21 protein-coding genes and 2 tRNA genes are annotated in these 24840 nt (G+C 39.3%); 11 read left to right on the top strand and 12 right to left on the bottom strand.

From position 1 onward, the window contains the following. Positions 1-212: 212 nt before the first annotated feature. Complete coding sequence (locus tag NBC122_RS12740) at positions 213-2012, bottom strand: ABC transporter ATP-binding protein (protein WP_133440740.1); 1800 nt, start codon at positions 2010-2012, stop codon at positions 213-215. A 126-nt stretch (positions 2013-2138) separates the two neighbouring features. Here NBC122_RS12740 and NBC122_RS12735 point away from each other — a divergent pair, with 126 nt between their 5' ends. After that, positions 2139-2792, top strand: a complete 654-nt coding sequence (locus tag NBC122_RS12735; protein ID WP_133440739.1) for a CoA transferase subunit B — start codon at positions 2139-2141, stop codon at positions 2790-2792. 123 nt (positions 2793-2915) lie between these two features. On the opposite strand, the gene NBC122_RS12730 is transcribed toward NBC122_RS12735, so the two are convergent. Beyond that, the gene (locus NBC122_RS12730; RefSeq protein WP_133441127.1) at positions 2916-3659 is read right to left on the bottom strand and encodes a dienelactone hydrolase family protein; all 744 of its coding nucleotides are present in this window, start codon (positions 3657-3659) and stop codon (positions 2916-2918) included. Between the two features lie 154 nt (positions 3660-3813). Between NBC122_RS12730 and NBC122_RS12725 the strand changes: the two genes are divergently transcribed. Then, on the top strand, positions 3814-4173 hold the full coding sequence (locus NBC122_RS12725) for a cupin domain-containing protein (protein ID WP_133440738.1): 360 nt from the start codon (positions 3814-3816) through the stop codon (positions 4171-4173). Positions 4174-4266: 93 nt separating this feature from the next. Here NBC122_RS12725 and NBC122_RS12720 read toward each other — a convergent pair whose 3' ends face one another. From NBC122_RS12720 to NBC122_RS12710, 3 genes are all read right to left on the bottom strand, one after another. Continuing rightward, entirely contained in the window at positions 4267-4878 is a 612-nt protein-coding gene (locus NBC122_RS12720; protein ID WP_133440737.1) for an HAD family hydrolase, read from the bottom strand. Between the two features lie 8 nt (positions 4879-4886). Continuing rightward, a complete protein-coding gene (locus NBC122_RS12715) occupies positions 4887-6197 on the bottom strand; it encodes a Na+/H+ antiporter NhaC family protein (protein WP_133440736.1) in 1311 nt (436 codons plus the stop codon). 100 nt (positions 6198-6297) lie between these two features. After that, positions 6298-6732 (bottom strand): type I restriction enzyme HsdR N-terminal domain-containing protein, encoded by a 435-nt coding sequence (locus tag NBC122_RS12710; protein WP_133440735.1) that lies wholly within the window; start codon positions 6730-6732, stop codon positions 6298-6300. Positions 6733-6734: 2 nt separating this feature from the next. On the opposite strand from NBC122_RS12710, the gene holA reads away from it, so the two are divergent. The 4 genes from holA to NBC122_RS14415 all read left to right on the top strand — a co-directional run bounded on the left by holA (position 6735) and on the right by NBC122_RS14415 (position 10009). Beyond that, positions 6735-7769: a DNA polymerase III subunit delta gene (gene holA, locus NBC122_RS12705; RefSeq protein WP_133440734.1), complete on the top strand. Its 1035-nt coding sequence runs from the start codon at positions 6735-6737 to the stop codon at positions 7767-7769. A gap of 595 nt (positions 7770-8364) precedes the next feature. Then, positions 8365-9306, top strand: a complete 942-nt coding sequence (gene trxB, locus NBC122_RS12700) for a thioredoxin-disulfide reductase (RefSeq protein ID WP_133440733.1) — start codon at positions 8365-8367, stop codon at positions 9304-9306. Positions 9307-9450: 144 nt separating this feature from the next. After that, positions 9451-9816, top strand: coding sequence for a fluoride efflux transporter CrcB (gene crcB / locus NBC122_RS12695; RefSeq protein WP_133440732.1), 366 nt, complete (start codon positions 9451-9453; stop codon positions 9814-9816). A 108-nt stretch (positions 9817-9924) separates the two neighbouring features. After that, a tRNA-Ser gene (locus tag NBC122_RS14415) sits at positions 9925-10009 on the top strand. 265 nt (positions 10010-10274) lie between these two features. Here the strand turns inward: NBC122_RS14415 and NBC122_RS12690 are convergent. From NBC122_RS12690 to NBC122_RS12680, 3 genes are all read right to left on the bottom strand, one after another. Continuing rightward, positions 10275-10347 (bottom strand) — tRNA-Met (locus tag NBC122_RS12690). Positions 10348-10718: 371 nt separating this feature from the next. Beyond that, entirely contained in the window at positions 10719-11426 is a 708-nt protein-coding gene (locus NBC122_RS12685) for a LytR/AlgR family response regulator transcription factor (RefSeq protein WP_133440731.1), read from the bottom strand. Further along, a complete protein-coding gene (locus NBC122_RS12680) occupies positions 11423-12475 on the bottom strand; it encodes a sensor histidine kinase (RefSeq protein WP_133440730.1) in 1053 nt (350 codons plus the stop codon). The genes NBC122_RS12685 and NBC122_RS12680 overlap by 4 nt, the downstream gene beginning before the upstream one ends. Before the next feature lie 128 nt (positions 12476-12603). Between NBC122_RS12680 and NBC122_RS12675 the strand changes: the two genes are divergently transcribed. Continuing rightward, on the top strand, positions 12604-13056 hold the full coding sequence (locus NBC122_RS12675) for a DUF420 domain-containing protein (RefSeq protein ID WP_133440729.1): 453 nt from the start codon (positions 12604-12606) through the stop codon (positions 13054-13056). A 38-nt stretch (positions 13057-13094) separates the two neighbouring features. Then, complete coding sequence (locus tag NBC122_RS12670) at positions 13095-15482, top strand: TonB-dependent receptor (protein ID WP_133440728.1); 2388 nt, start codon at positions 13095-13097, stop codon at positions 15480-15482. Positions 15483-15726: 244 nt separating this feature from the next. Here NBC122_RS12670 and NBC122_RS12665 read toward each other — a convergent pair whose 3' ends face one another. Further along, complete coding sequence (locus NBC122_RS12665; RefSeq protein WP_133440727.1) at positions 15727-16443, bottom strand: DUF3667 domain-containing protein; 717 nt, start codon at positions 16441-16443, stop codon at positions 15727-15729. 444 nt (positions 16444-16887) lie between these two features. On the opposite strand from NBC122_RS12665, the gene NBC122_RS12660 reads away from it, so the two are divergent. Together NBC122_RS12660 and NBC122_RS12655 are read left to right on the top strand one after the other, a co-directional pair. Beyond that, positions 16888-18525, top strand: coding sequence for a hypothetical protein (locus NBC122_RS12660; RefSeq protein ID WP_133440726.1), 1638 nt, complete (start codon positions 16888-16890; stop codon positions 18523-18525). Between the two features lie 235 nt (positions 18526-18760). Then, positions 18761-18958 (top strand): hypothetical protein, encoded by a 198-nt coding sequence (locus tag NBC122_RS12655; protein WP_133440725.1) that lies wholly within the window; start codon positions 18761-18763, stop codon positions 18956-18958. Between the two features lie 92 nt (positions 18959-19050). Here the strand turns inward: NBC122_RS12655 and NBC122_RS12650 are convergent, their stop codons facing one another. From NBC122_RS12650 to NBC122_RS12640, 3 genes are all read right to left on the bottom strand, one after another. Then, on the bottom strand, positions 19051-20058 hold the full coding sequence (locus NBC122_RS12650) for a hypothetical protein (protein WP_133440724.1): 1008 nt from the start codon (positions 20056-20058) through the stop codon (positions 19051-19053). A gap of 1 nt (position 20059) precedes the next feature. After that, positions 20060-20605, bottom strand: a complete 546-nt coding sequence (locus NBC122_RS12645) for a hypothetical protein (protein ID WP_133440723.1) — start codon at positions 20603-20605, stop codon at positions 20060-20062. A gap of 689 nt (positions 20606-21294) precedes the next feature. Next, positions 21295-22782: an aminotransferase-like domain-containing protein gene (locus tag NBC122_RS12640; protein WP_133440722.1), complete on the bottom strand. Its 1488-nt coding sequence runs from the start codon at positions 22780-22782 to the stop codon at positions 21295-21297. An 85-nt stretch (positions 22783-22867) separates the two neighbouring features. Here NBC122_RS12640 and NBC122_RS12635 point away from each other — a divergent pair, with 85 nt between their 5' ends. Continuing rightward, on the top strand, positions 22868-24751 hold the full coding sequence (locus NBC122_RS12635) for a TonB-dependent receptor plug domain-containing protein (RefSeq protein WP_133440721.1): 1884 nt from the start codon (positions 22868-22870) through the stop codon (positions 24749-24751). The last annotated feature ends 89 nt before the right edge of the window (positions 24752-24840 follow it).

The following is a 24840-nucleotide window of genomic DNA, read 5'->3' as shown; positions in this document are numbered from 1 at the left end:
TTGTCGAGCTTCGTTTATTTTTTTTTCGAGCTCAGGATTTATAGATTCAATTTAATTTTTTTCGTATCTAAACTGAATTTTCATTTCTTCAAGCAATAATTTGAGCAAATTCAATTGCTTTTCGTTTTTAGGGGTGATTAAAATGTTGTCCATAATCCTATTTTTTACAAGGTTATATAATTTTGATTTCTTTATTTAAAATTACAAAATTTTTAAACACTCTCCACAACTTTCCTTTCCCCAATCTGTTGTCTCCACATCGCATAATACAACCCTTTTTCAATCAGTAGATCTTCATGAGAACCGGTCTCGATAACCTGTCCTTTTTCCAAAACATAAATCCGGTCGGCGTGCATAATGGTGCTTAACCGGTGCGCGATGAGAACCGTGATCTGCTCTTTTTCTTTCGAAACATCGATAATCGTAGAAGTGATTTCTTCTTCTGTAATGCTGTCTAAAGCCGATGTCGCTTCATCGAAAATCAGCAAATGCGGTTTTCTGAGTAAAGCGCGTGCGATGGCAATTCTCTGTTTTTCGCCGCCACTTAATTTAAAACCCCCTTCGCCGATGATGGTTTCTATTCCTTTTTCGGCTCTTTGGATTAAGGCGGTACAGCTGGATTTTTTCAAAGCCATTTCTAAGTCTTTTTCCGTCGCATCCGGATTTACAAACAGGAGATTTTCTTTGATGCTTCCGGCAAAAAGCTGGGTATCCTGCGTGACAAAACCGATCTGATTTCTCAGTTCATCGAAATCAAATTCATTCCCGTTGATATTATTATAGAAAATAGTTCCTTCTTTAGGGCGGTACAATCCGACCAGCAATTTCACCAACGTACTTTTTCCCGAACCACTTGGACCAACAAATGCGATCGTTTCACCGTTTTTCACTTCAAAAGAAATGTTATTCAAAGCTTTATAGGAAGCAGAGCGGTGCTGAAAAGAGACATGATTGAAAGCCAGTTTTTCAATCGCACCGATTTTTTTCGGTGTTTGCGGTTTCTGTTCTGCCGGTTTTTTCATCAGCATATCGAAATTATTTAGTGAAGCCTGTGCTTCGCGATAAGAGATAATAATATTCCCGATTTCCTGCATCGGTCCGAAAATAAAGAATCCGTAAAACATTAAGGATAAATATTGTCCCGGCGTTACGATGTTTTTAAAGATCAGAAACAGCAACGTGAACGTAATCATCTGTTGCAGAAAATTCACCATCGTTCCCTGAATAAAACTTAAAGAACGGATGCTTTTTACTTTTCGTAATTCCAATCCTAAAATTTTGTAGGTATTGCTGTTCAGGCGTTTCACTTCCTGTTTCGTTAAGCCCAAGCTTTTTACGATTTCGATATTTCGCAGACTTTCCGTTGTGCTTCCGGCTAAACTGTTGGTTTCGGCAACGATTGTTTTCTGAATATTTTTAATTCTTTTGCTGAGTAAATTGGTGATGAAAGAGATAATTAGAATTCCCACCACATATACCGGCATAATGGACCAGTGAAGGCGGATCGCATAAACAGAAACGAAAATAATACTCACCAGAATCCCGAAAAAGATATTGATGAAATTCGTTATAAACTTCACTGAATCTTCCCGAACTTTCGTTAAAATAGAAAGCGTTTCACCACTTCTCTGGTCTTCAAATTCCTGGTAGGGAAGTGCCATGGAATGCTGTAATCCATCGGTGAAAATATTGGCTCCGAATTTTTGGGTAATCACGTTGACGACATAATCCTGAAAAGCTTTGGCAATTCGGCTTACCATCGCCGTTCCGATCAAAAGTCCGAGAAAATAGAAGACCCCGTGATAAAGATCAGATCCATAAAAATATTCATCTAAATTTCTGGGCAACAGTTTTTCTTTGTCAAAAAAGTTCGGATGCGTGACGAGCTGATCGAGGATATTTCCCGTAATCGCAGGACCAAACAGGGAGAATACCTGATTGATGGTGGCCAAAAATAAAGATATAATCAACAACCATTTATGAGGTTTTAAATAATGTAAAAGCGTTTTCATTTTTGTAAAATAATAAGGTGCAAAACTACTGATATAATTCTGATTGTTTGCGAAATCTCATCGATTGGATCAATCTCATTTTTATATGAAATGAAATTTATTTAAATTGCAGTCAAAGTTTTTATCATGCTTACAAAAGAACAAATCGCCCAAAGAATTTCCAAAGAAGTGAAAGACCGTTATTACGTGAATCTCGGAATAGGAATTCCGACTTTGGTTGCGAACTTCGTTTCTCACGATCTTTCGGTAGAATTTCAAAGTGAAAACGGGGTCCTCGGAATGGGACCGTTTCCCTTCGAAGGTGAAGAAGATCCGGATTTAATCAATGCCGGAAAGCAGACCATCACCACACTTCCCGGCGCATCATTCTTTGATTCGGCGTTCAGTTTCGGCATGATCAGAAGCAAAAAAGTAGATTTAACCATTCTCGGCGCTATGGAAGTTTCCGAAAACGGCGATATCGCCAACTGGAAAATTCCCGGAAAAATGGTGAAAGGAATGGGTGGCGCGATGGATCTTGTGGCTTCTGCCGAAAATATTATTGTTGCCATGATGCATGTGAATAAAGCAGGCGAAAGTAAAATCCTTAAAAAATGCACATTACCTTTAACCGGAGTAGGCTGCGTGAAAAAAGTAGTGACGGAAATGGCTGTTTTAGAAGTTACACCAAATGGTTTCAAACTTTTAGAAAGAGCACCCGGCGTTTCTGTGGAACAAATTATAAAATCTACGGAGGCCGATTTAATCATCGACGGAGAAATTCCTGAAATGCAGTTTTAGACCAAATCAAATCTTTATATTAAATCCTTTTCAATAATTTTTTGAAAAGGATTTTTTTTAAGTTATTAAATAAAAGAAGAATGAAAATTTTTGAAGTTAAAAAAATAAAGCTAAGCGTTTTCCTTATTTTAAAATCTCTTTCAAAAACATCAAAGTATGATTCCACGCTCTTTTCGCCATCACCGGATTGTAATCCGGCGATTCCGGATTCGTAAAAGTATGTTTAGAATTGGCGTAAGTGATGATTTGCCAATCGGCTTTTCCTTCCTTAATTTCTTTGATCAAACTGTTATAAGCTTCCGGAGTTACACTTTGGTCGTCAGCCGGATTTTCAACTAACACCTTGGCAGCAATCGGTCCGTTTTTTCGGGCCTGGTCCTTTCCTAAACCGCCATGAATAGAAACAACCCCTGCAACGGGAAGATTTCCGCGCGCTGCTTCCAAAGCGCCTGTTCCGCCAAAACAGTAGCCGATCACCGCGATTTTTTCAGGAATCGCTCCGTTTTTTTTCAATTGGTCTAAGGCCAGAGCAATTCTTTTCTGGTACGCTTCATAATTCTGCTTGTAGGAACCCGCAATTTTTGCGGCGTCCGCATTGTCTTTCGGATGGTTTCCTTCGCCATAGATATCTGCAATGAAGGCAATATAACCCTGTTTTTCCAAATCGGATGCAGCGGCTTTCGCTTCATCATCAATACCTTTCCACGCCGGTAAAATCAAAACTCCGGGCAGTTTTTTTCCTGCATTTGAGGTAACCAAACCGCTGAGTTTTTGAGTTCCGTCCTGATAAGAAACGGTGTTCATTTTTTGACTGAATAAACTGCTTGAAACCATAATTGTTGCTGTTAATAATAAGGATCGTATCATCATTTTAAATTTTATTAAGGATAAATTTACATATAATGAACCGAATGTTCATCTGAATTCCTCATAGACTTTCTGAATCATTTTTATTTTCAGTTTTGGATTTCGGAAAGGAAAAGATTAATTCGTAATTTTGAATCACTATTAAAACTTCTTTATGTCAAAATATAAAATTCAAAAATCACCTTTCGTTGTTCCAACAACAGACGGAAAACTCATTGAAGAAATCTGGGGAAATTCCACCGGGAATTCTGATATTTCCATAGCTCACATGGTGGCACCGCCCAACTGGAGCGAACCTTTTCAAACCCCCGAATTCGATGAATTTACCTATATCATTAAAGGGAAAAAGCAGTTTGTAATCGATGGTGAAACCGTCGTTTTAGAAACCGGACAAAGCATTCTGATTGAAAAAGGCGCGCGCGTTCGGTACAGCAATCCGTTTGAAAACCCCTGTGATTATCTGGCCATCTGCATGCCTGCATTTTCGATGGATTTGGTGAATCGGGAAGAATAATAATCGTAGTTTTAATAATGAGAAAGAAGTGAAGAAACTCTAATTTATAAAGTTTCGTCACTTCTTATTTTCGTTATAAGGGGTGAGTTGAAACTAAAACGCCACTCCCAAATCTCTTAATTCCTTTTCTAAATCTGTATCATTTTTGATATGAATGCAGATAAATCCCAGACTTTTCGCCAATTCAATATTCTTGGCATTATCATCAATAAAGACTGATTCTTCAGCTTTGATTTTATACCGTTCCAGTAAAACTTCCCAAATAGTTGGATCTGGTTTAATGAGTTTTTCCGTTCCGGAAACTACGATTTTGTTCTGAAAGATCTTAAAGAAATCATAATTTTCCAATGCGTAAGGAAAGGTTTCTGCCGACCAGTTGGTCAAGCCAAAAAGATGATATTTAGAATGTTCCAGTTTTCGTAAAACAGCGACGTTATGTGGGATTTCTGACTTCAACATGGTCGTCCAGTTGTCGTAATAAGCCCGGATTTCTTTTTCCCATTCCGGATGTTTGGCCACCTGGATTTCCGTTCCTTCGGCTAAAGTCCGTCCGCGGTCCTGTTCTGCATTCCATTCATCGGTTGCGATATTTTTGAGGAAATGTTCCATCTTTTCATCATCCTTAAAATGATCTTTGAAAAAATAGCGCGGATTCCAATCCATCACCACGCCGCCGAAATCGAAAATAATATTTTTAATTGCCATATTTTAATTTAAGTTGTCATTGGTGTTACGGCAGAAGTTTTTTTTCTGACTAATATCGAGATCAAAGTAATTGCCAGTAATAGATGCAGATAAAAAGAATTTAAAACCAAATCGGTATAACTCATTTTGAAACCGCTGAGAGAAATCAGAATCAAGATCTGCGCGCCATACGGGATAATTCCCTGAACATAACATGCAAATATATCGAGAACGGAAGCACTTTCCTGAGGTTTCAGCCCGTATTTTTCGGTAATTTCTTTGGAGACTTTGCCGGAGATTAGAATGGCGATCGTATTATTGGCGACACAGAAATTCGCCACCGTTACCAATCCGCCAATTCCTAATAAAGCCGTTTTTTTGGAATTGATGATTTTATTAATGTTTCTTAAAAGAAAATTAATTCCGCCCGCCCGTTCTACCAAAGCTGCTAAACCGCCGGTAAGAAGCGAAAGCAGAAAGATTTCGGTCATGCTGGTAAAACCTTCATAACTGCTTTTGGCAAAATCCATCAGGCCAAAAGTTCCGTAACCCATTCCTAAAACGCCCGCAAAAAGCAATCCTGAAAAGAGCACGACAAAGACATTAATCCCAATAATAGAAAGTGTGATAACGAGCAAATAGGGAAGGATCAGCATAAAATTAAAATCCTTTTGTTCCATTACAACAGAGGTCGCTTCCTGATTAAATCCGATAATAATTAAAATAATAATGGCTAGTATTGCCGCAGGTAAAGCGAGTTTGAAATTGACCCGGAATTTATCTTTCATTTCGCAGCCCAAGCTCTGTGTCGCAGCAATCGTCGTGTCTGAAATCACCGAAAGATTATCGCCAAATATGGCTCCCGAAAGCAAAGCGGCACCAATTAATCCTAAGGGAGAACCGCTTTTTTCTGCCAGGTCAATAACAATCGGGCCCAAAGTTACGATGGAACCCACCGACGTCCCTGACGCAAAAGACAGAAATGAGGCTATCACAAAAATCCCCACCGGAAAATACGCCGCCGAAATATAATTCAAACCTAAGTTCACAATGGTATCAACGCTTCCCGTGGCTTTCGAAACCGTTGCAAAAGCGCCTGCCAGAAGGTAAATAATACACATGGTCAGAATTTTACCATCGCCACAACCTTTCAAAAAAGTATCGATTTTTTCATTCACTTTTCCTTTCAGCAAAACAAAGGCGGAAACAATTCCGATCAAAGCAGCGATGGGAGAGGGCAAAGCATAAAAATCCTGATTGTAAATTCCGAATCCTAAAAAAATTCCTACAAAGAGGAGCAAGGGTAAAATAGAGAGAAAAGTGCCGTTTGTTTTTGTCATGGTGCAAAACTAAGGTTCAAAATGTCAAAAAGCAAACAATGTTTATGTTATAACAATAGTCAGGATTGATGGTGAAAATAGCATCGGAAAGAAATGAGCTTTAAAATTCACCCTTGTAGAATTCATATTTTCCATCAACAAACTTCGCGGAAATATGCTGCAAACCATTGCTCAAAATAATTTCTTCTGCATCTAAAACGGAATTGTATCGTGCTGTTTGTTCGAAGGTTTTTTCGGTCAGTTTAATATGGGGTGCTTTGCATTCAACCAGGATTTTAGCGACCGTTTTTTCGGTCACCAAAAGATCTATTCTCTTTGTGGTTCCATTCAACACCAGCTTTTTCTCTAAAATCAAAGACGATAAGTTTCTGCGTTTTGTCAGGTGAAAATAATGCACCCAATGTTGCCGTACCCACTCTTCCGGCGTGAGCAGAAGCCAGGATTTGCGTACCAGATCATAAATAAAAAACTTATCTTTGTCTCTCTTGATTTGAAAGTCAAAATCCTCATTAAAATTCAGTTTCGGAAGTTCCATTTATGAAAGAATTAGATTTAATCCTCAAAAATATTAAAAATAAAGAGCTTTTGCCTATTTATTTTTTTCATGGCGAAGAACCCTATTTTATGGACGTTGCCTTAAAATCATTTGAAAACGATGTTTTAACGGAAGATGAAAAAGCCTTTAACCAAACTGTAGTGTACGGAAAAGACACCACGTTTGCTGAGGTACTTTCTCTGGCGAGGCAGTTTCCCATGATGGGCGACCGGCAAGTGATTATCGTAAAAGAAGCCCAGGATATTATCCTCACTGAAGCTGAAAGCAAAGCGTTGTTGGCTTACGCCGATAACCCCGTGGAATCTACGGTTTTAATTATCGCTTATAAATACAAAAAAGTAGATGCACGGAAAGCATTTGTCAAAACTTTGACGCAGAAAAAGATGCTGTTTCTTAGTGAAAAAGTCAAAGATTACAATATTGCAAAATGGATTGATTCTGAACTTAAAACCGCGGGACTAAAAGCCAAACCGAATATTCCAACTTTGCTTGCCGAATATTTGGGTACCGATTTATCGCGGATTTCCAATGAACTGCAGAAACTGAAAATGATTTTGAAAGAAGGTGAAATCCTCGACGAAAAGACGATTGAAACAAATATCGGTATCAGCAAAGATTTCAACGTTTTCGAACTTATCAAAGCGCTGGGAAAAAAAGACGAATTTGGTGCCTTCAAAATCGCGCATTATATGGGGAAATCAAAGACGCATTCCCTGGTGATGACCACGGGAAATCTGTATAATTTCTTTTCGAACCTCATTATTTTTCACACCATGAAAGCAGAATCGCCACAAAGCCAGGCTTCTGTAATGGGCGTCAATCCTTATTTTCTGAAAGATTTTGCGGAAGCGGCACGTTTTTATAATCTCAAAAACTGTACACGGGCTGTTTCTATTTTACGCGAAATCGACCTCAAAAGCAAAGGACTGGGCGCCATCAATATGACCGACGGTGAATTGCTGAAAGAGATGGTTTACAAAATTTTGCATATCGACCAATACAAAGTTCAGACTTAGTATCTATCTTTTTTGGGCGACTATTTGACTGCGTCGAATGTTTACTTTATATTTTTTTTGGGGGCGACATTTCCGCCCTCCATTCCCGCTTTTTTATTCCACTTCGTTCCGCAAAAAGAGCTCCATTCAGGTCGGGTCGCGGTTGGGATTTTTTAACAAGATTTTTTCATGTCATGATTAGAAAGTTTTCTTTTAGAGCCTGTTTAGTTTTAAAAACTATTTTTATTTTTAAGACATAAGTTGAGTAAAACTAAAAATAAATAAGTCACATCAGTTCACAACTTGTCCCGTTCCCAAAACGGGATGAGTTAAGAAAATCTTTGATTTTCCAACTAATGTGTCCTTTTTTCTAATGAAAATATTAGAAACTAATGTGTCTTATGTGTTTATAATATATCTAGTCTGTTTCTAAGAAAGTATTCCTCTTTTTTTGCATTCTTACTTTTAAACGCTTTTTATTAAAGTAATTTCAAATGCAAAATGATCCCGCATTTTCAGTCATCGAAAAAATTCATCGCCAAATAATTCGATAACCCGAAATAAATCCCGATTTTTGAAAACTTTAAAAATTCAATTTTAAATCTAATTTTAAATAATGGAAGACAATATTTTAGACTGCGTCATCGTAGGTTCCGGACCATCCGGTTTTACTGCTGCGATTTATGCGGCCAGAGCCGACTTGAAACCTGAGTTATACACTGGTCTTGAACCAGGCGGACAATTAACGACCACAACCGAAGTTGACAATTTTCCTGGATATCCGAACGGAATTACCGGTCCCGAAATGATGATGGATCTGCAAAAACAAGCCGAAAGATTCGAAACCAAAGTTCATTACGAAATGATTACCAAAGCTGAATTTTCTCAGGAAGTTGGTGGGATTCACAAGCTTTGGGCAGGAAAAAAAGAAATTTGGGCCAAATCCGTCATTATTTCTACCGGTGCGACTGCAAAATATTTAGGCCTGGATGACGAGAAAAAATATTCCGGTGGAGGAGTTTCTGCCTGTGCAACCTGTGACGGATTTTTCTACAAAGGCAAAGAAGTTGTTGTTGTTGGAGCAGGAGATACCGCAGCGGAGGAAGCTACTTATCTGGCAAAGTTGTGCAGCAAAGTTACAATGCTGGTGAGAAAAGACCATTTCCGTGCTTCCAAAGCGATGATTCACCGCGTGAGCAATACCCCGAATATCGAAGTGTTATTCAATCACGAACTGACCGGAATTGAAGGCGAAAATTCTTTGGTTGAAAGAGCTGTGGTGATTAACAATCAAACTCAGGAGACCTCAAAAATTGATGTTCACGGCATCTTTATCGCAATCGGACACCAACCGAATACAGATATATTCAAAGGTCAGATCAATTTAGACGAGAACGGATATATCAACACGCTTCCAGGTTCAACGAAAACGAATTTACCAGGAGTTTTCGCGGCGGGTGATGTGCAGGACAGTCAGTACAGACAGGCGATTACTGCGGCAGGTAGTGGTTGTATGGCTGCTATGGATGCGGAGAAGTATTTAGGCGAACTGGCGTAGAGTCGGGTGAAATGAACCAAGTAAAAAGTAAAAAGAGCCAAGTAAAAGTAAAGAAAGCCAAGTAAAAGGAGCCAAGTGTGTGGGCGGACATTTTTTTTGCCGGGCAGAGACTTTTAAGATCGGGCATTGGATGGTTACTTAAAAATGAAAAATCTATTTTACATATTCATAGGAGGAGGATTGGGAAGCGTACTGCGTTTCCTGGTTTCCAACTATACCCAGAAGTTATGGAATATCAATTCCTTTCCGATGGGTACTTTTTTGGTGAACATGATTGGTTGTTTTTTGATCGGCGTGCTTACATCTTATTTCATAAAAGTAGATAATTATTTGAAGTTTCTGTTGATTACCGGATTTTGTGGAGGGTTCACCACCTTCTCTACTTTTTCCGCCGAAAGCTATTCATTATGGCAAAGTGGGCACTATCCGATATTGATATTTTATATTTTATTGAGTGTTATGGTGGGTTTAGCCGCTGTTTATCTGGGTTTGCAAGTCATTAAGAATTAATTTTCCCTTTGATAATGAAGGATTTAAAACTTTTTTGTAAAAATAATTTGGTCAATATATAAAAGGTCTTTATATTTGCACCACTGAAAAAGAGAAATCAATTTCATTGGAGAACTGGCAGAGTGGTCGATTGCGGCAGTCTTGAAAACTGTTGACTGTAACAGGTCCTGGGGTTCGAATCCCTAGTTCTCCGCACAAATCCCTATAAGTTTATACTTATAGGGATTTTTTTATGGAAATTTCTTTCCGAGCCGGATTCCGAAAATTTGGATAATCTGAAAATTTAAAAAGGAGGATCGGCATCAAAACTTGGGACTAAGCAAAAATTTTGGATCATCTGAAAAGGAAAAAATGATTTGTTAAAATGGCTGAAAAATTACGCAGCATTGATCATTCAAACATAAAACAAAAAGAACACACAAAAAAAGAGAACCAATTTTTTGATTCTCTTTGTTTAGTAGCGGAGACACGACTCGAACGTGCGACCTCCGGGTTATGAGCCCGACGAGCTACCTACTGCTCTACCCCGCGTTATTATGGTGCAAATATACAACATTTAATTTCTAAACAATTTTAAAAACTGAAAAATTAATCGTCGTTCCATGGATTTTATTCAGCGTTCTTAGATTGGTGGAGCAAAAACGAAGGTAAAGGGCTGATTTATAGATTTCCAAAAAAACTTCCAATTTAAAATCGGTGTGTTTTAATTTTTATACCTCCGCAATGAAGCCCAAATCAAGGTCGGAAAACTATTTTATGACAGCGTTTTAAAAGGTTTTTATAAATCAGTATCCTGCTGGGGATAAAAGACCGGATCTCTATTTTAGAATTCGTTATGGTGACGATTCTGGTGGACTTCATTGGGATGAGCAATAAAGACGCGGCGTTGAATGCCAAATGTATTATACAAAAGTCAGTTTACGCCTCTCAAATTCCTTCTGAAATTTCCCGGTTACTGCAAATTTTTTTCCTGTCACGGTCAGGCTGTTTTTTCCGTAAGCACTTATTTTTGAAATGTTGATGATTTGGGAGCGGTTGATCTGCAGAAAATATTTCCCGTTTAAAACGGTTTTAATTTTTTTTAAAGTCATCAAAGGAATATACGGGACATCGCGGTTTTTGGTGTAGATTTTCACATAATCCCGCATGCTTTCGATATACAGAATCTCAGATGAGATCAGTTTGACCTGTTGCGCATCAATTTTAATAAAGAAAGAATCATCGGTCGTTTTGGTGTTTTTGAATTCAATGGAATTCAACACTTTTTGGGCGGCGTCTTTTAATTCTTCAAAACTGTAAGGCTTCAGCAGAAAATCGGCTCCATCCGGTTTAAAGCCGTCGACTGCATATTTCCCATAAGCGCTTACGAAAACGATTTCGGGTTTTTTTGTAAAATTATTTAAGATTTTACTCAGGTCGATTCCGTTTAAACCGGGCATTTCAATATCCAGAAAAATACAGTCAATCTCTTTTTCAGAAATGTATTTCAAAGCGTCCGGCGTGGAAGAAAATGAGGCTTCCAGCTGTAAGAACTCGATTTTTGAAAGGAATTCTGAAAGCAGTTTCAGTGCTAAAGGTTCATCATCCAAGGCAACACAGCGTATTTTCATTTCAGATTGATTTGCAGTTCACAATAATAGGTTCCGTTTTCTTTGTGGGATCGGTAGGTGTAATTTTGCGGATATAAGATATCTAAACGCCTGACGGTATTGTCGATTCCAATTTCTGAAGAATCAAGAGCGTTTGCCTTGTTTTCAAAAATGTCATTCTGCGTTTTCAGCGTAAATGTAGTGCCTTTCAGTTGCGTTTCAATGCTGATTCCGCATGGTTTTTCCGTCGTAATTCCATGTTTGAAACAGTTTTCGATAAAGGTCAGTAAAATCATGGGAACGATTTCTATATCGGATTTTACGTCTAAAATATCAGCTTTAAAACCTACGTTAGTTGGCAAGCGGTGCTTCATTAAATCGAGATAATTTTTAATAAACTCCATCTCTTCCTGCAGTTTTACCTTTTCGCGGTTTTCTTCATTCATTGCGAAACGCATCATTTTTGAAAGTTTCAGCAAAGCTTCCTGAGATTGCGGGACATCGGAATGGGAGAGGGCATAAATCGTATTGAGGGTATTAAAGAAGAAGTGCGGATGAATCTGGGCTTTTAAAGTCATTAATTCTGCTTTAGCCTTTTCTTCCCGAAGAATACTGTTGTTTTTCTCTTCCCGGTTCCATTTTCTCACCAACTGCAAAATTATTCCCGAAAGTAAAATAATGGCTAATAAAATAATGATGTAGAAGTAAATAAAAACGTTTCTTTTTCGAACGTAGGGTTCATTCGGATTTAATCTTTGATGAATTAATTGCCGGATTTGGAGTGCATTTTGGATCTCATCCATGAAGAAAATCGTAACAATCCCAATGATGATAATACTTCCGAGATAAGAAATGAGGCCGTATTTTTTGTAAATGATCGGGATAAGGAAATTCACATTCAGATAATAAACCCCAAAAAGAATCCAAAATAAGATGAAGTTATAAAAATGATATTCCAGCGGTAATTTCACCGGATAAGCCAATGGAACCAGCACCAACAAAATAATTGCCAGTGAAAGCCACGCGAGAACGGGAGGTAAAGATTTTTTAAGGATATTCAGTTGATTCACGATGATGCAAATTACATCATTTTTTTTCCGTATTAACAAAAAATTCGTCCCGAAAAACTGCCGGTTCGTCTAATAAATTTGAATTCCTTGTTTCTTAGTTGCATTTTTGCAGCATTAAATAAATATTCATGAGTTTAACCGTTTTCATTATGACGGGCGTTTTGGTCATAACGCTTCTCGCGCCGGCTTTTAGTTATTACGCCATTAAAAAAGCAAGAGAGAAAGATTATAAAACCCATAAAAAAATACAAACGCTTGTGTATGTATTCTGCATCGCGGCGGTTCTGGTGTTGGAGTTGCTCATCCGTTTTTCGGGTGGCTCGGGAAGCATGTTCAAAGACAGTTCCCATGCCGATAATCCGGTTTTTAAAACCCTTCTCGCCGCTCACATTACCGGTGCAGTGCTCACCTATATTTTATGGACTTTTCTGATGATAAAGTCCCGTCGGAAATTTAAAAAAACACTGCCCGGAAAATTTTCGGTGTCTCACAAAAGACTGGGAATTGCCGTGTTTATAGGGTTGGTTTACACTGGATTTACAGCGTTTGTCGTGTATTTAATGACCCTCGATTTCATTTAACATTTCTTATATTTAAAAAAAAATAGATCAATTTCTTTATGAATCAATTATCTTTATTATTCGCACTATTATTTGCGTCCCTATTTTCTGCACAAACCGGAAGCATCAACATTAATGTATATGACGATTTCAGCAAGAAACCGCTTTCTGCAACGGTAACGGTAAACGCTACGGACATTCAATTCCGGGGCGACGGAAATGTATCATTATCCAATCTTCCGGTAGGGGTTTATCAGTTTCAAGTTTCTTCGGAAGGTTATTCAGAAGGACTTTTAAAGGATATCGATGTTCTGCCGAATCAAAATCTAAGTTTTTCGGTTGGGCTTACCAAACTGTCAACGGCGAATATTGATGAGGTCGTCATTTCCAAAAAAGCCTATAAATCTACGGCCGAAAGTCCGCTTTCTCTGCGGAATATTACAAGTGAAGAAGTTCAGAAAAATGCGGGTTCCAACCGGGATATTTCGAAAGCAATTCTTTCTTTTCCGGGAGTGGGCACCACAGCGACTTTTAGAAATGATTTGTTTATCCGCGGTGGTTCTTCCGCCGAAAACAAATTTTACGTCGATGGAATTGAAGTTCCGGTGATCAACCATTTTCAGACTCAGGGTGCGAGTGGCGGGCCAAAAGGAATCCTGACCATTGATTTTATTAAAGATGTCGATTTTTACAGCGGTGCATTTCCAGCCAACCGAAACGGTGCTTTATCTTCGCTTTTTGAATTTAATTTAAAACAGGCCCGAAAAGATAAAATCGGTTATAAAGGAGTGGTGGGTTTTGATGATATTCAGTTGATGGCCGATGGCCCACTTTCCAGAGATCAATCCTGGACCGGACTTTTCAGCGCACGGAAATCCAATCTTCAGTTTTTATTTAAAGCGATGGGACTTCCGTTTTTACCGTCTTACAGCGATGCTACTTTTAAAATTTCTAAAAAATTCCGATCGGGTGATGAACTTTATTTTCTGGGTTTAGGCGCGCTTGATGAATTTAAATTTAATGAAAAAGCCAATGAATCTCTGTACAATCAAACATTAATTGAAAGGTTGCCGGTTTCCCCACAATGGAATTATACCATCGGAACGGGATACCGTCATTTGGTAGAAAACGGGAACTGGCTTTTTACCTGGAGCCGAAATATGCTCGATAATAAATCCACCAAATATTTTAAAAATATAGAAATTCCGGAGAATTTACTGCTGGATTATCATTCCCAGGAGAGTGAAAATAAAATCCGGGTGGACCGTAATTTCCGGATTGCGGATTATAAACTAAGCTCGGGTGCCCATCTTAATTTCTCCAATTTTACCAACCGGTCGTTTGTAAAAACCGTTACTCAAAACGGACCGGTTACCGATCAGTCGGATTCTGATCTCGATCTGTTTCAGTACGGATTGTATCTTCAGGGCGCAAAAAAATTATTTGACAATAAGATGGAAGTTTCTGCCGGATTCCGTTTAGATGCCAGCAATTATTCTGAGCTTACCAATAATCCTTTAGAACAGTTTTCTCCCAGAGCTTCTTTGAGGTATCTGTTTGCCGAGCAGTTTTCCTTTAATGCCAATGCCGGAATCTATTATATGTTGCCGACTTACACGGCGTTAGGTTTTCAGCAAAACGGGAATCTGGTGAATAAAAATACTTTGAAATATATCAAAAACACGCAGGTCGTCACTGGTTTTGAGTTTAACGGTAAAGATAATCTGCGCATTACTTTAGAAGGGTATTATAAAAAATACCGCAACTATCCGTTCTCATTAAGAAATCAAATTTCGCTGGCCAATCTTGGCGGTGATTTTGGTGTGGTGGGAACCGAACCTCTAGACAGTCGCGGAACTGGTGAAACGTATGGCGTGGAAGTTCTAGCGCAAAAAAGAACCGTCAATGATTTTTACGGAATTGCTTCTTACACTTTCGGTTATTCTAAATTTAGTGATGCAAAAGGCGATTTATTACCATCAAGTTGGGACAGCAGACATATTTTATCCTTGACCGGTGGAAAATATTTTAAAAGAAACTGGAATATCGGTGCAAGATTCCGCATGCAAAGTGGTTTTCCGCAAACACCGTATGATATCAACAGGAGTGAACTCGTGTACAACTGGAATATTACGAACGGACCGGTTTCAGATTACAGCCAACTCAACACCCTTCGCGGAAATCTGGTTCATCAGTTGGATATCCGCGTAGAAAAGAAATGGATTTTCAACAAATGGCAGTTGACTTTCTATGTAGATGTGGTGAATGTTTACGGATCCGACAATCCAAGTGCTTTGCCTGTCATTGGTTTAGAGCGGGACGCGAGCGGGAATGGCATCATACATAATCCAAATGCACCGAAAGATGAGCAGGTTTATAATTTCCATTATGAACAGATCAAACGGTCTTCTCCGCTGCCGTATTTTGGGTTTATATTTGAATTTTAGGTAAAGATGTTGGGATTACAGCGTGATCATTAAACGTTACACTTAAAAAGGCGCAGAATAAAAATATTTTTATTACTGATTCCAGATATCCATAACGCAATTGACGTGCGGGGAAAATTCAAATTTTTTCTCCGCACTTTTTTATTTCAATTGGTTTTCGCCACTGCCGAATATTTCCTGTGGTCACCGTCATAGAAGATGTCCATGAATTTACCAATATATTAAAAGTAACTAATCGTACTTTTCAATGTTTTGTCAGCACGTCAGTGGTTATGCCTATTGCAAATATAAAAATGAAGAATGTGATTAATCCCAATACATAGCAGACCAGTGCTTTGAAATAGTTAACTGTTTTCATTTTTTCAAAGAAATGAGCCATTGCCCAAATTACATAAATCACCCCAATTATTCCTGCGATGTTTAATAATCTGATATCCGTAATTCCTTCGATAAAAGCAAAAAAAGCATAGATCAACATTGGAATCCCCAATACAAAACATAACATTACGAGCAATTCAAAAAAGTTGTATTTATATTTTTTAAAAACCAATTTTAGCCAGACCGCAATAAATATACCTGTCAAAATATTCATATAGCCATAATTTGCCTGTAACCACCGTACAATTTTGAAAACCGAAGATTTTTCCGATCCTTCGTATTTGATATATTCCTCTTCAATATGAAAAAAATGACTTATAAGCGTATAAATTAAAGATGTTATAATTATAAAAATAACAGGTTTTACAAGGCGGCTTCTGTTTCCTGAAATATAATTTCTGATATTTTGTCCTGGATTGATAAGCAGCCCTTTAACTGTGAATAAAATTCCACGCTCAAAATGTAAAACGTGTTGAATTTCGTGAATGATATAATGTCCGTCAATTCTTTTCGGTTTTGAAGCTTGCCCGCAGTTGGGGCAAAAGTGATGATTTACTTTGTTGTTGCAGTTTGTACAGTTCATTTTTATTCTAAGTAATAATTTTTCGATTTATTTATTTGCGTTTGTTTCGATAAAATAACCAGTCACAAGGGGCTTTGGGCTTTTGAGATACTCGGTTTTAAGTTATTTTTTAACGGAAGGGGAGTTGATTTTTATAGTGGTTTTAAGGTGCGATGACTTGTAACACGGTAAGGAGGAATGCGATGATCACAGGAATAAGACTTCGTTTTCCCGGATGCATGTTCCAGACTTTAATCAGCGGATGGTGTTTTTTTGACATACGCTTGTTATTTGAATTAAAATTAACATCTATTAAGTAAAATTAATAAAATTTTGTTAATAAATACCCCAAATGGGGTATTTCGTGATTTTGATATTTTACAGAATTTTGTGCTATGTTATGAATAGGATGATAAAACATGTTTCTCCTCTTTTTCAGGCAGAACAATATTAAAACTATAAAATATGAAAACAGTAAAATTACTTCTGGCGGCTTTTCTTCTGCTGCAAACTATTAACCTCTCCGGGCAAAAGTATATGGTCGACATTCCGGTATCGCAGCAGGATCCACGGGTTCATGTGACATTAATGTATCAGGAGAAGAACAGTGCATTTGGAGCGATGACGCAGGATTACCGGATTTTGGTAAAAAACAACACCGCCGACAAACTTAAAGTTTATATAGAATATGGAGCTCAATTGGTATGCGGCTCTGAAAAAACTCACCAACTTGGCCCGTTAGGAGATGGAATTACCATCGAGCCCTCACAAACAGTTGGGAAGCCTTATGCGACCGATGGTATAGGATCGGCGGTTCGGCTTACGGAGAGCTCCTGTCCCAAAGATACGTGGAGATCAATGGGAAAAGATGCGTCCGGCAGTCTGCTGTACAGCATGATCTCTTCCGTATCTTACCGGATTGTTAATATAGAAAATATTTCTGAAAAAGACCGAGCTGCAGCGGTATCAAAAAGACAGAAACAGGAAGACGAATTAAAAAGGAAGAAACAGGACGATGAGTTAAAACAAAAAAAGGCATCGGAAGAAAAGGCAAAACAAGAGGCCGATAAAAATTCGCGGTTTTCCCAGAGTGCTAATGATAAGCGTCAAAATAGTCCCGCCGCTACTGGTTCTCCGTCTGCTAAATCATCTTCACATGAATTATCTGAAAAAGTAAAGGTGAACGGAGAATATGTGCAGGTATTTCGTCAGAACGGTATTCCTTATATAAAGAGGCCGGACGGAAGCATTCATCAAACCACGGAAACGGCTTACACTCAGATTTCTCATTCGGCCCGGAACAACGCAGCACCTTCAGATCAGCAGGAAAACAGACAGGCCGCTGCCGAGCAGCTTAAAAGAAAGGAAACGGAAAATGTACTGGCAAAACTTGAGCGTGAAAGGATGCAGCAGGAAGCTGCCAATAAACAGGTAGAAGCGGCAGTGAGCGGTGTAACCGACCTGTTTACGCAGGCAATCATGCAAGATGCACAGGAAAAGGAAAGGAGATACGAGCGCGAGCAGTTGAGACGGCAACAAAATGACAGCGAAGCGTACAAAATTGTAAACCAGTATGAAAAGCGGGCAGAACGTGGAGATGAGCAGGCCATTGAGCAGATGATAAAAGCGCAGTATCTGATGTCTTCCGGCAATCCTGTGGAGTATATGAAAAGTAAAAGACAGACCTTCGGAAGTCAGACCGCGACGGATGGTCTTATCAATCACTATCAGCGTATCATCACCGCGACAGACAATGAACGGTCCGGAAATTTTTTAAGCAGTGTTCTTTATCTCGCAGGAGGAGCCGGAGCTTATTTTCTTTTAAACTCTCTTTCAGCGGATGAAAAAGAGTCTGAAGGAACAGAAATCGGAATGAAAGAAGTTTACCAGGCGGGCGCATACGGGTTTGGGGGGACGCTCGGTCTTGTGGGAGTGGTTTCCTTAGTACGTGGTCTTTCAGCGAGAGGGTCTTCCTATAGAGCGGCTGTAAAGGAATTGAACAGTATAAGAAATAACACGGATGTTGCCTTCGATTTTACTCCTACCATGTTCAAACACGATAACAGAAATACATTTGGACTTGCGTTAAAACTTAAATTCTAAAAAAGAGGCAGTCTATTTACTTTTAATTCTATGCTTACCGGTGATAAGGTTATGAAGACGTAACATTTTTAAAATTATTTTATTCCCCCTCCCCCTAAAAACCGAACCGGCAAAGGCGATGTAAAACCCAGGCACAGCAGTCCCGCCGGTATTCAAAACCGCAAAGGCTGATAAAGGCTGCATATCAGGAATGGTTCGCCGGCGCTCCGTTCCCAGCTTTAAAAAGAACAACTGTATGCCGGAGCTCAGGGTGAGTGGGAATATTATGACGAAAACGGCATCATTGAAAGCATTCTGCGATACTGTTGCAGGCAGTGCTGAGGAGCACCCTGTCAGCTATTTATTGTCAAACTGTGTGGATGAAATATCAGAAGGTAAACCGGATTACATCGGTGTAAACGCTGCCGCCAGTCACCAAAGGAAGCATAAGTAATAATAGTGCAGCAGCATTCCTATTATCCTCATTTAATTTTTTTAAAAAAAATATTTCACCAAAAATAATAACTTCCGGGACTAACTAAGCTTTCAATAAATTTTCCAGTAATCCATCTGATTATGCTCCAGCGGTATGATTTCCTGGTTGCTGAGCGCTTTTTCAAACATAATAACTTCGGATATCGCGCCCTGGTAGCCAGTAATATTTCCAGGTGCACTATTTTCCATATAAATCCCTATACCAAAACCGAAGCCCGGACTGGAGGTTGCCTGTATAGATGAAGAATTATTCATCCGCGCGATGGTATTTGTTCTTACACTTTTTGTAGTGGCATCTCTTACAAAACTATATTGCTTCCATAAATTCAGATTGGCATTATTGTTTAAATTTCTGTTACCCTGACAGCAAAGTTCTGCCGCATCAAAATAGAGATTCCCATCGTTCCAGTTAAAATGGAAACTCCACCGCCAATTTGTGCTGCTGTTAATGTAACCAAAAGAACCCTGAACTGCATTAGCAGTTGGTTTGGTAACCAATAAAAACGAGCCGAGGCCACCCGGACAGATCTCACTGATGTTTCCCTGTACTACTAAAAATCTGCTGTTCGCTGAATTGGTACCGGAGAATAATAATGCCGGTAAAAACCCGGATCCCGCACTAAAATCGAGAAAAGGCTGATTGGCAACAGTATTTTGTATGGCATTAAACCCGGAAACGTTCTGATTGTACCAAATCTCAACAGACAAATTACTGGTTTCCCTGAAGGTGGATAATGGAACAGTCTGCCCGACAGAATATGGGGAAGTTCCTGGAGTAACTATTACGGCATTGCTTACATTACTTACCCCATCATTTTTATCAAAAAAAATATCCGCAGTAGAATTGTTGTTGATATTCCTGATCCTTATTGCGTAACCGGTATAGGATGATCTCAGTTTTCTTAAGCTGTAGGCAAACGTAGAACCGGTGGAAATTACATCTAAAACAGGTTGATTTACTTGATTTACCTGATGTACTTTATATCTGCTAACGGGTAAAACACCTTGTGAAAGGCCTTTTACAAATACTAAAAGCAATACGAATATAAGTTTTCTCATATTATCTTAAATCACCAGAGAGTATAACCTCTGAATTACCTGCAACTTCCAATCCCGCCTTTGAATACTGTAAGGCTGTTCTTGTAAAGCCATATGCATTTTTGATGATAACATTATTGTCTGCTGATTTGAATACCACATTTCCCTTCCCTAACTGGGTGACGGAAAACTGAAGTCCTGGGGATAAATTGACCGGAATGGTACAGATCACATCATTTGCAGAATTAAACTCTAATATCTTCCCGCTATCGGCAGAAGTAACAGTATAGTCATTAACGATCGTTTTAATAGTGGGCGATCCCGAAATGATTTCAGTCCATAGGGAATTTTTATATAACCAAAAGCTATTAGAACCAATATCGTAAACCAGCAGACCATTTGCGGGACGCGCAATATTTTCCCGTTCACTGGACGTCACTCTTGGGATCAGTAGCCCCTTGGTGGTACTTCTAATGTCTAAAACTGCACTTTGGTCAGGTTGGTCAGTGTTAATCCCTACACTGCCAGTCTGCGAAAAAACGGACAGTGAAGAAAAAATTACAGTCAAAATAAAAAATTTTCGCATATAGGAAATTTTAATAATAGGTATCTTTTTGTGTATAAAACTTTAAAAAAAACAAAGAAGCCGGGTTTTCTGATGCTAATCTGTAAATTTACGGCAATATATGTTATTATTCCGAATAATTCTGTTCATTTGAAAAAAGGTTAGCTCGTAGGATGCTGTGTGATTGAGTATTTGAGTGGTTGAGTGGTTGAGTGATTGAGTGGTTGAGTGATTGAGTGTTTGAGTGAATGGGTGAATTATGAATGGCTGAATTGAGGAAATCAGATGATGCGGGATGTTGGATGTTGGATTTTGGATGCTGTGTGATGAGTATTTGAGTGGTTGAGTGGTTGAGTGAATGGGTGAATTGAGAAAATCAGATGATGCGGGGTTTTGTGTGATGGTTGATTGAGTTTTTGAGTGATTGGGTGAATTGTGAATGGTATTCCTGAGGGAAGTACGAAAGCTGAGGTTACGGCCAGTACCGTAGTTGAATCATCTTTCTTTTTTCTAGCGAAACAGTCTTCAGCTCCCATCAGGAAGTCCGAAGATTTTTGTCTTCCATTACAATCCGAAACCGTGCTCCGACTAACTTTGACAAAGTTGGTGAAGTCATGAACTATTGCGTTAAAAAACATGGTGCGTAAAAACCGATAATTCAGAAGGCGCTATTATCCTTTTATTGATGGTCTTTAAATCTTTTCTCCTTTAATTACCTCAAAATACGCCTCACCGAGCAATTCTACTGCATCTTCCATTTCCTGCAGGTTAAGAGGGGCAAAACCCAGCCTTAAAGCGGTGACTGTTCGGTTCTGGTAAAGACAGGTCATTGGAATAAAGAGCCCTTTTTCTTTGGCTCTTTTTTGAAGATCCGTCAGCGATAAGGAGTCCTTAAACCGGATCCAAAATGCCAAACCTGAAATCGGAATTGTAAAAGTGATCTCGTTTTTAAAGTGGGTGCTGAGCAATCCCGTAAAGACCTCTTTCCGCTCGGCAATTACTTTGGTGGATTTTCTTTGATACCGGTGAATGTCTCCCTGATGAATGAGTTCGCCCAACGCTTTTTCCATCATCGAATCCGGTTTGCCAAAGATATTGAGGTATTTTGCGCCTTCCTCCAGAAGGTCTTTTGGAGCAATAAGAAAATTCATTTGAAAACCGGGATGTAGAAACCGTCCGAAGGTACCGATGTAGAGGACGCGTTTTCCCCCATTTTTCCTCAAGAGCGTATCCTTTTTATTTTTCACCCCGGAAAATTCAAAATCAGTATCATCTTCGAGCACAATGAAATCGTATTCTTCGGCCAGGAGTAATAACTGTGCTTTTCGTTTTTCAGAAAGGGTAACCGTTGTCGGATATTGGCATTTGGTGTTGATATAAACCAGCCGTATTTCCCCGGGTTTAAAATGGTTTCTGATATAATCGATATCCATTCCATCTTCATCCACCGGAATGGTTTTCAATTGGGCTCCCGCCTGGCTGTAAATCATATTGGGTAAAAAATAACTGAGCGCTTCGACCAAAATGACATCGCCTTTGTTGATCAGTAAGCGCGACAGGATGGAGTGTACTTTTTCGAGGCCTGAAACAGGCAGTAAAAAATCCCGTGAGAGATGAAATCCTCTAGTTATATTCAGATAACAGCTCAGTTGATCTCTGAAAAATAAACTTCCATCACTGCTATTTTGGGCGGTTGCCGACTGTTTTTTTCTCCGGATTACGGAGGTGTAAAAGCGTACCAGTTCTTCAGATTTAATAATTCGATAATCGGGGATGCCATCCGTAAAAGACAGTTTTTCCTGATTTCTTTCTAAAGGCGTATCTAAAATAAATTCTTTCCTGAAATGAAAAGGGGCTTTTAGAGGAGGATGCTGAAAAGCTTTGGTATTTTTGACCTGTGTTGTAGAAAGTTCCGGATTTCTGACAAACGTCCCGATGTTGGGAAGCGTTTCTACCCATCCCTGATCCTGAAGTTCTGCCAACGCAGCGACTGCTGTTTTCCGGTGAATCTGAAGGTTTTCAGCGATGATCCTGCTGCCGGGAAGCTTGTCGTTAGCTTCTAAAAGGTTGTTTTTGACCGCATTAATGAATTGATAGACAATCTGCAGATACACCGCGTCTTTTTTACGGCGGTCTATTTTGACAAAGGATTGAAAAGGGAGGTTTACCGGACTACTCATTATTTAAATTTCGGACTACCAAAATTACTGTTTTTATCCAAACCTTTGCAGCCCAATTAAAAATAATACGGTTTAGAAAATAGTTATGAAAAAAGTAATATTCAGTTTAGGATTGTTCTCTACAATATCTGCCTTCGCTCAGCAAAATAATGGAAGTACGGACTCAACAATGAAGAGTAATGATCTGGAGGAATTAATGATTCAGGGAAACCGACTGCAAACTCCATTTAGTGAAGCAACCCGCGATATTCAGGTCATTACGCAAAAGCAAATTCAGTCCCTCCCGGCAAAGTCGCTGAATGAGGTTTTGTCTTATATCAGTGGCGTAGATATCCGCCAGCGGGGTCCCTTTGGAACGCAAGCCGATATTTCTATTGATGGCGGAACTTCTGAACAGACTTTAGTTCTGATCAACGGCGTGAAAATGATTGATGCCCAATCTGCCCATAATATGATGAATCTTCCGGTTCCTTTAAGTGCGATCGACCATATTGAAATCATCCGTGGTGCCGCAGCCAGGATTTATGGAATCAATGCTTTGACCGGCGCCGTCAATATTGTGACCAAAAGAGGAAAGCGATCGTCTGTGACTGCAGATCTTCAGGCCGGAAGTTCTTTTCAATCGAAGGACGAAGGCGATGGTTCCGGAATGTATGGCGGTACCTCTGCGGAGATTACCGGCATGTTTGGAAGAGATCAGCAAAGTCAACTTTTTTCGGTGGCGCAAAGCGATTACAACGGGCAACGCTACAATTCGGCCGCCAAAAATACCCGTTTGTTTTATAACGGCAATTATGACTTTAATGAGCATAACAGCATTCAGGCGATGGCGGGTTATGCCCGAAACCACTTTGGTGCCAACGGTTTTTATGCTGCTCCCGGTGATATCAATTCAGAAGAACATACAGAGTCTTCTGTTTTCAGTCTTTCCTCCAAACACACCTTTGGCAATTTTACGGTTTCGCCAAGAATCAGTGACCGCTATGGCGAAGATGATTACCGGTATTATAAAGATAATTTAAACAAAGCACGTTCTCTTCATTACACCAACGCACTGATGCTGGAATTAAACAGCAGCCTGCAAACACAGATCGGAACTTTCGGTTTCGGTGTAGAGTCCCGGCTGGAAAAAATCAACAGTTCAAATATTGGGGAGCACCACCGCGATAATCACGGAATGTACGCAGAGCTGAAAACAGAGTTGGGACCAAAAATAAGAGCAACGGCCGGACTCTACGGAAACTACAATACCGATTTTGGCTATCAGCTCTATCCTGGAATTGATGTCGCCTATCTTTTGAATGGGTATTGGAAAATATCCACGAGTATCGGATCCGGACAGCGGATTCCTTCTTTTACAGATCTCTATTTAAACCAACGCCCCGGAAATGTAGGAAATGCATTGCTGCAACCTGAGAGTGCCTGGAATTACGAAGGCAATGTGCAGTACAATAAAGGAAACCTTCAGTTTAAAACCGGCTATTTTTACCGCAATATTACCGATTTTATCGACTGGGTGCGCGACAATCCTTCACAGCCTTACTCGCCCTACAATTTAGGACAAAATAAAATGGAGGGTATGTATGCAAGGTTACAGCAGGATTTTAAGGTAACAGATACGCAGTCTTTCGGGTACGATGTCAATTATAATTATCTGAATCCCTCCTTCGCAACTTCTACGGAAAAGCAGTCGAAGTATATTTTAGAATCTTTGAAACATCAGTTGGTTGCGGGAATTCATTATAGCATCAACGATTTTTCCTTTCAAATTAAAGACCGGTGGTTAAAGCGCGAGCTGGGTGATGCCTATACCATTGCCGATGTTCGTCTCAATTACAAAGTGCAGGATTTCCTTTTGTATACCGAGGTAACCAATCTTTTTAATGCCGATTATCAGGAAGCAGGTGCGGTACCGATGCCTACGAGATGGTTTTCTTTGGGGCTAAAATATCAATGGACTCAGCACTAAATTTTTAAGCACAGAAGATAGTGCTCTCACAGAATCAGGTGAGGCGGGATGTTGGGTGCTGGATGCTGGTGATTGAGTGATTGAGTGAT

Source organism: Chryseobacterium salivictor, assembly GCF_004359195.1.
Taxonomy (GTDB): Bacteria; Bacteroidota; Bacteroidia; order Flavobacteriales; family Weeksellaceae; genus Kaistella; species Kaistella salivictor.
This window is presented reverse-complemented; position numbering and strand designations above follow the sequence as displayed.

What these genes read in the sequence shown, in the direction of transcription:
- NBC122_RS12740 (WP_133440740.1), bottom strand. Translation starts at nt 2,012, where the DNA reads ATGAAAACGCTTTTACATTATTTAAAACCTCATAAATGGTTGTTGATT.
- NBC122_RS12735 (WP_133440739.1), top strand. Translation starts at nt 2,139, where the DNA reads ATGCTTACAAAAGAACAAATCGCCCAAAGAATTTCCAAAGAAGTGAAA.
- NBC122_RS12730 (WP_133441127.1), bottom strand. Translation starts at nt 3,659, where the DNA reads ATGATACGATCCTTATTATTAACAGCAACAATTATGGTTTCAAGCAGT.
- NBC122_RS12725 (WP_133440738.1), top strand. Translation starts at nt 3,814, where the DNA reads ATGTCAAAATATAAAATTCAAAAATCACCTTTCGTTGTTCCAACAACA.
- NBC122_RS12720 (WP_133440737.1), bottom strand. Translation starts at nt 4,878, where the DNA reads ATGGCAATTAAAAATATTATTTTCGATTTCGGCGGCGTGGTGATGGAT.
- NBC122_RS12715 (WP_133440736.1), bottom strand. Translation starts at nt 6,197, where the DNA reads ATGACAAAAACAAACGGCACTTTTCTCTCTATTTTACCCTTGCTCCTC.
- NBC122_RS12710 (WP_133440735.1), bottom strand. Translation starts at nt 6,732, where the DNA reads ATGGAACTTCCGAAACTGAATTTTAATGAGGATTTTGACTTTCAAATC.
- holA (WP_133440734.1), top strand. Translation starts at nt 6,735, where the DNA reads ATGAAAGAATTAGATTTAATCCTCAAAAATATTAAAAATAAAGAGCTT.
- trxB (WP_133440733.1), top strand. Translation starts at nt 8,365, where the DNA reads ATGGAAGACAATATTTTAGACTGCGTCATCGTAGGTTCCGGACCATCC.
- crcB (WP_133440732.1), top strand. Translation starts at nt 9,451, where the DNA reads ATGAAAAATCTATTTTACATATTCATAGGAGGAGGATTGGGAAGCGTA.
- NBC122_RS12685 (WP_133440731.1), bottom strand. Translation starts at nt 11,426, where the DNA reads ATGAAAATACGCTGTGTTGCCTTGGATGATGAACCTTTAGCACTGAAA.
- NBC122_RS12675 (WP_133440729.1), top strand. Translation starts at nt 12,604, where the DNA reads ATGAGTTTAACCGTTTTCATTATGACGGGCGTTTTGGTCATAACGCTT.
- NBC122_RS12670 (WP_133440728.1), top strand. Translation starts at nt 13,095, where the DNA reads ATGAATCAATTATCTTTATTATTCGCACTATTATTTGCGTCCCTATTT.
- NBC122_RS12665 (WP_133440727.1), bottom strand. Translation starts at nt 16,443, where the DNA reads ATGAACTGTACAAACTGCAACAACAAAGTAAATCATCACTTTTGCCCC.
- NBC122_RS12660 (WP_133440726.1), top strand. Translation starts at nt 16,888, where the DNA reads ATGAAAACAGTAAAATTACTTCTGGCGGCTTTTCTTCTGCTGCAAACT.
- NBC122_RS12655 (WP_133440725.1), top strand. Translation starts at nt 18,761, where the DNA reads ATGCCGGAGCTCAGGGTGAGTGGGAATATTATGACGAAAACGGCATCA.
- NBC122_RS12650 (WP_133440724.1), bottom strand. Translation starts at nt 20,058, where the DNA reads ATGAGAAAACTTATATTCGTATTGCTTTTAGTATTTGTAAAAGGCCTT.
- NBC122_RS12640 (WP_133440722.1), bottom strand. Translation starts at nt 22,782, where the DNA reads ATGAGTAGTCCGGTAAACCTCCCTTTTCAATCCTTTGTCAAAATAGAC.
- NBC122_RS12635 (WP_133440721.1), top strand. Translation starts at nt 22,868, where the DNA reads ATGAAAAAAGTAATATTCAGTTTAGGATTGTTCTCTACAATATCTGCC.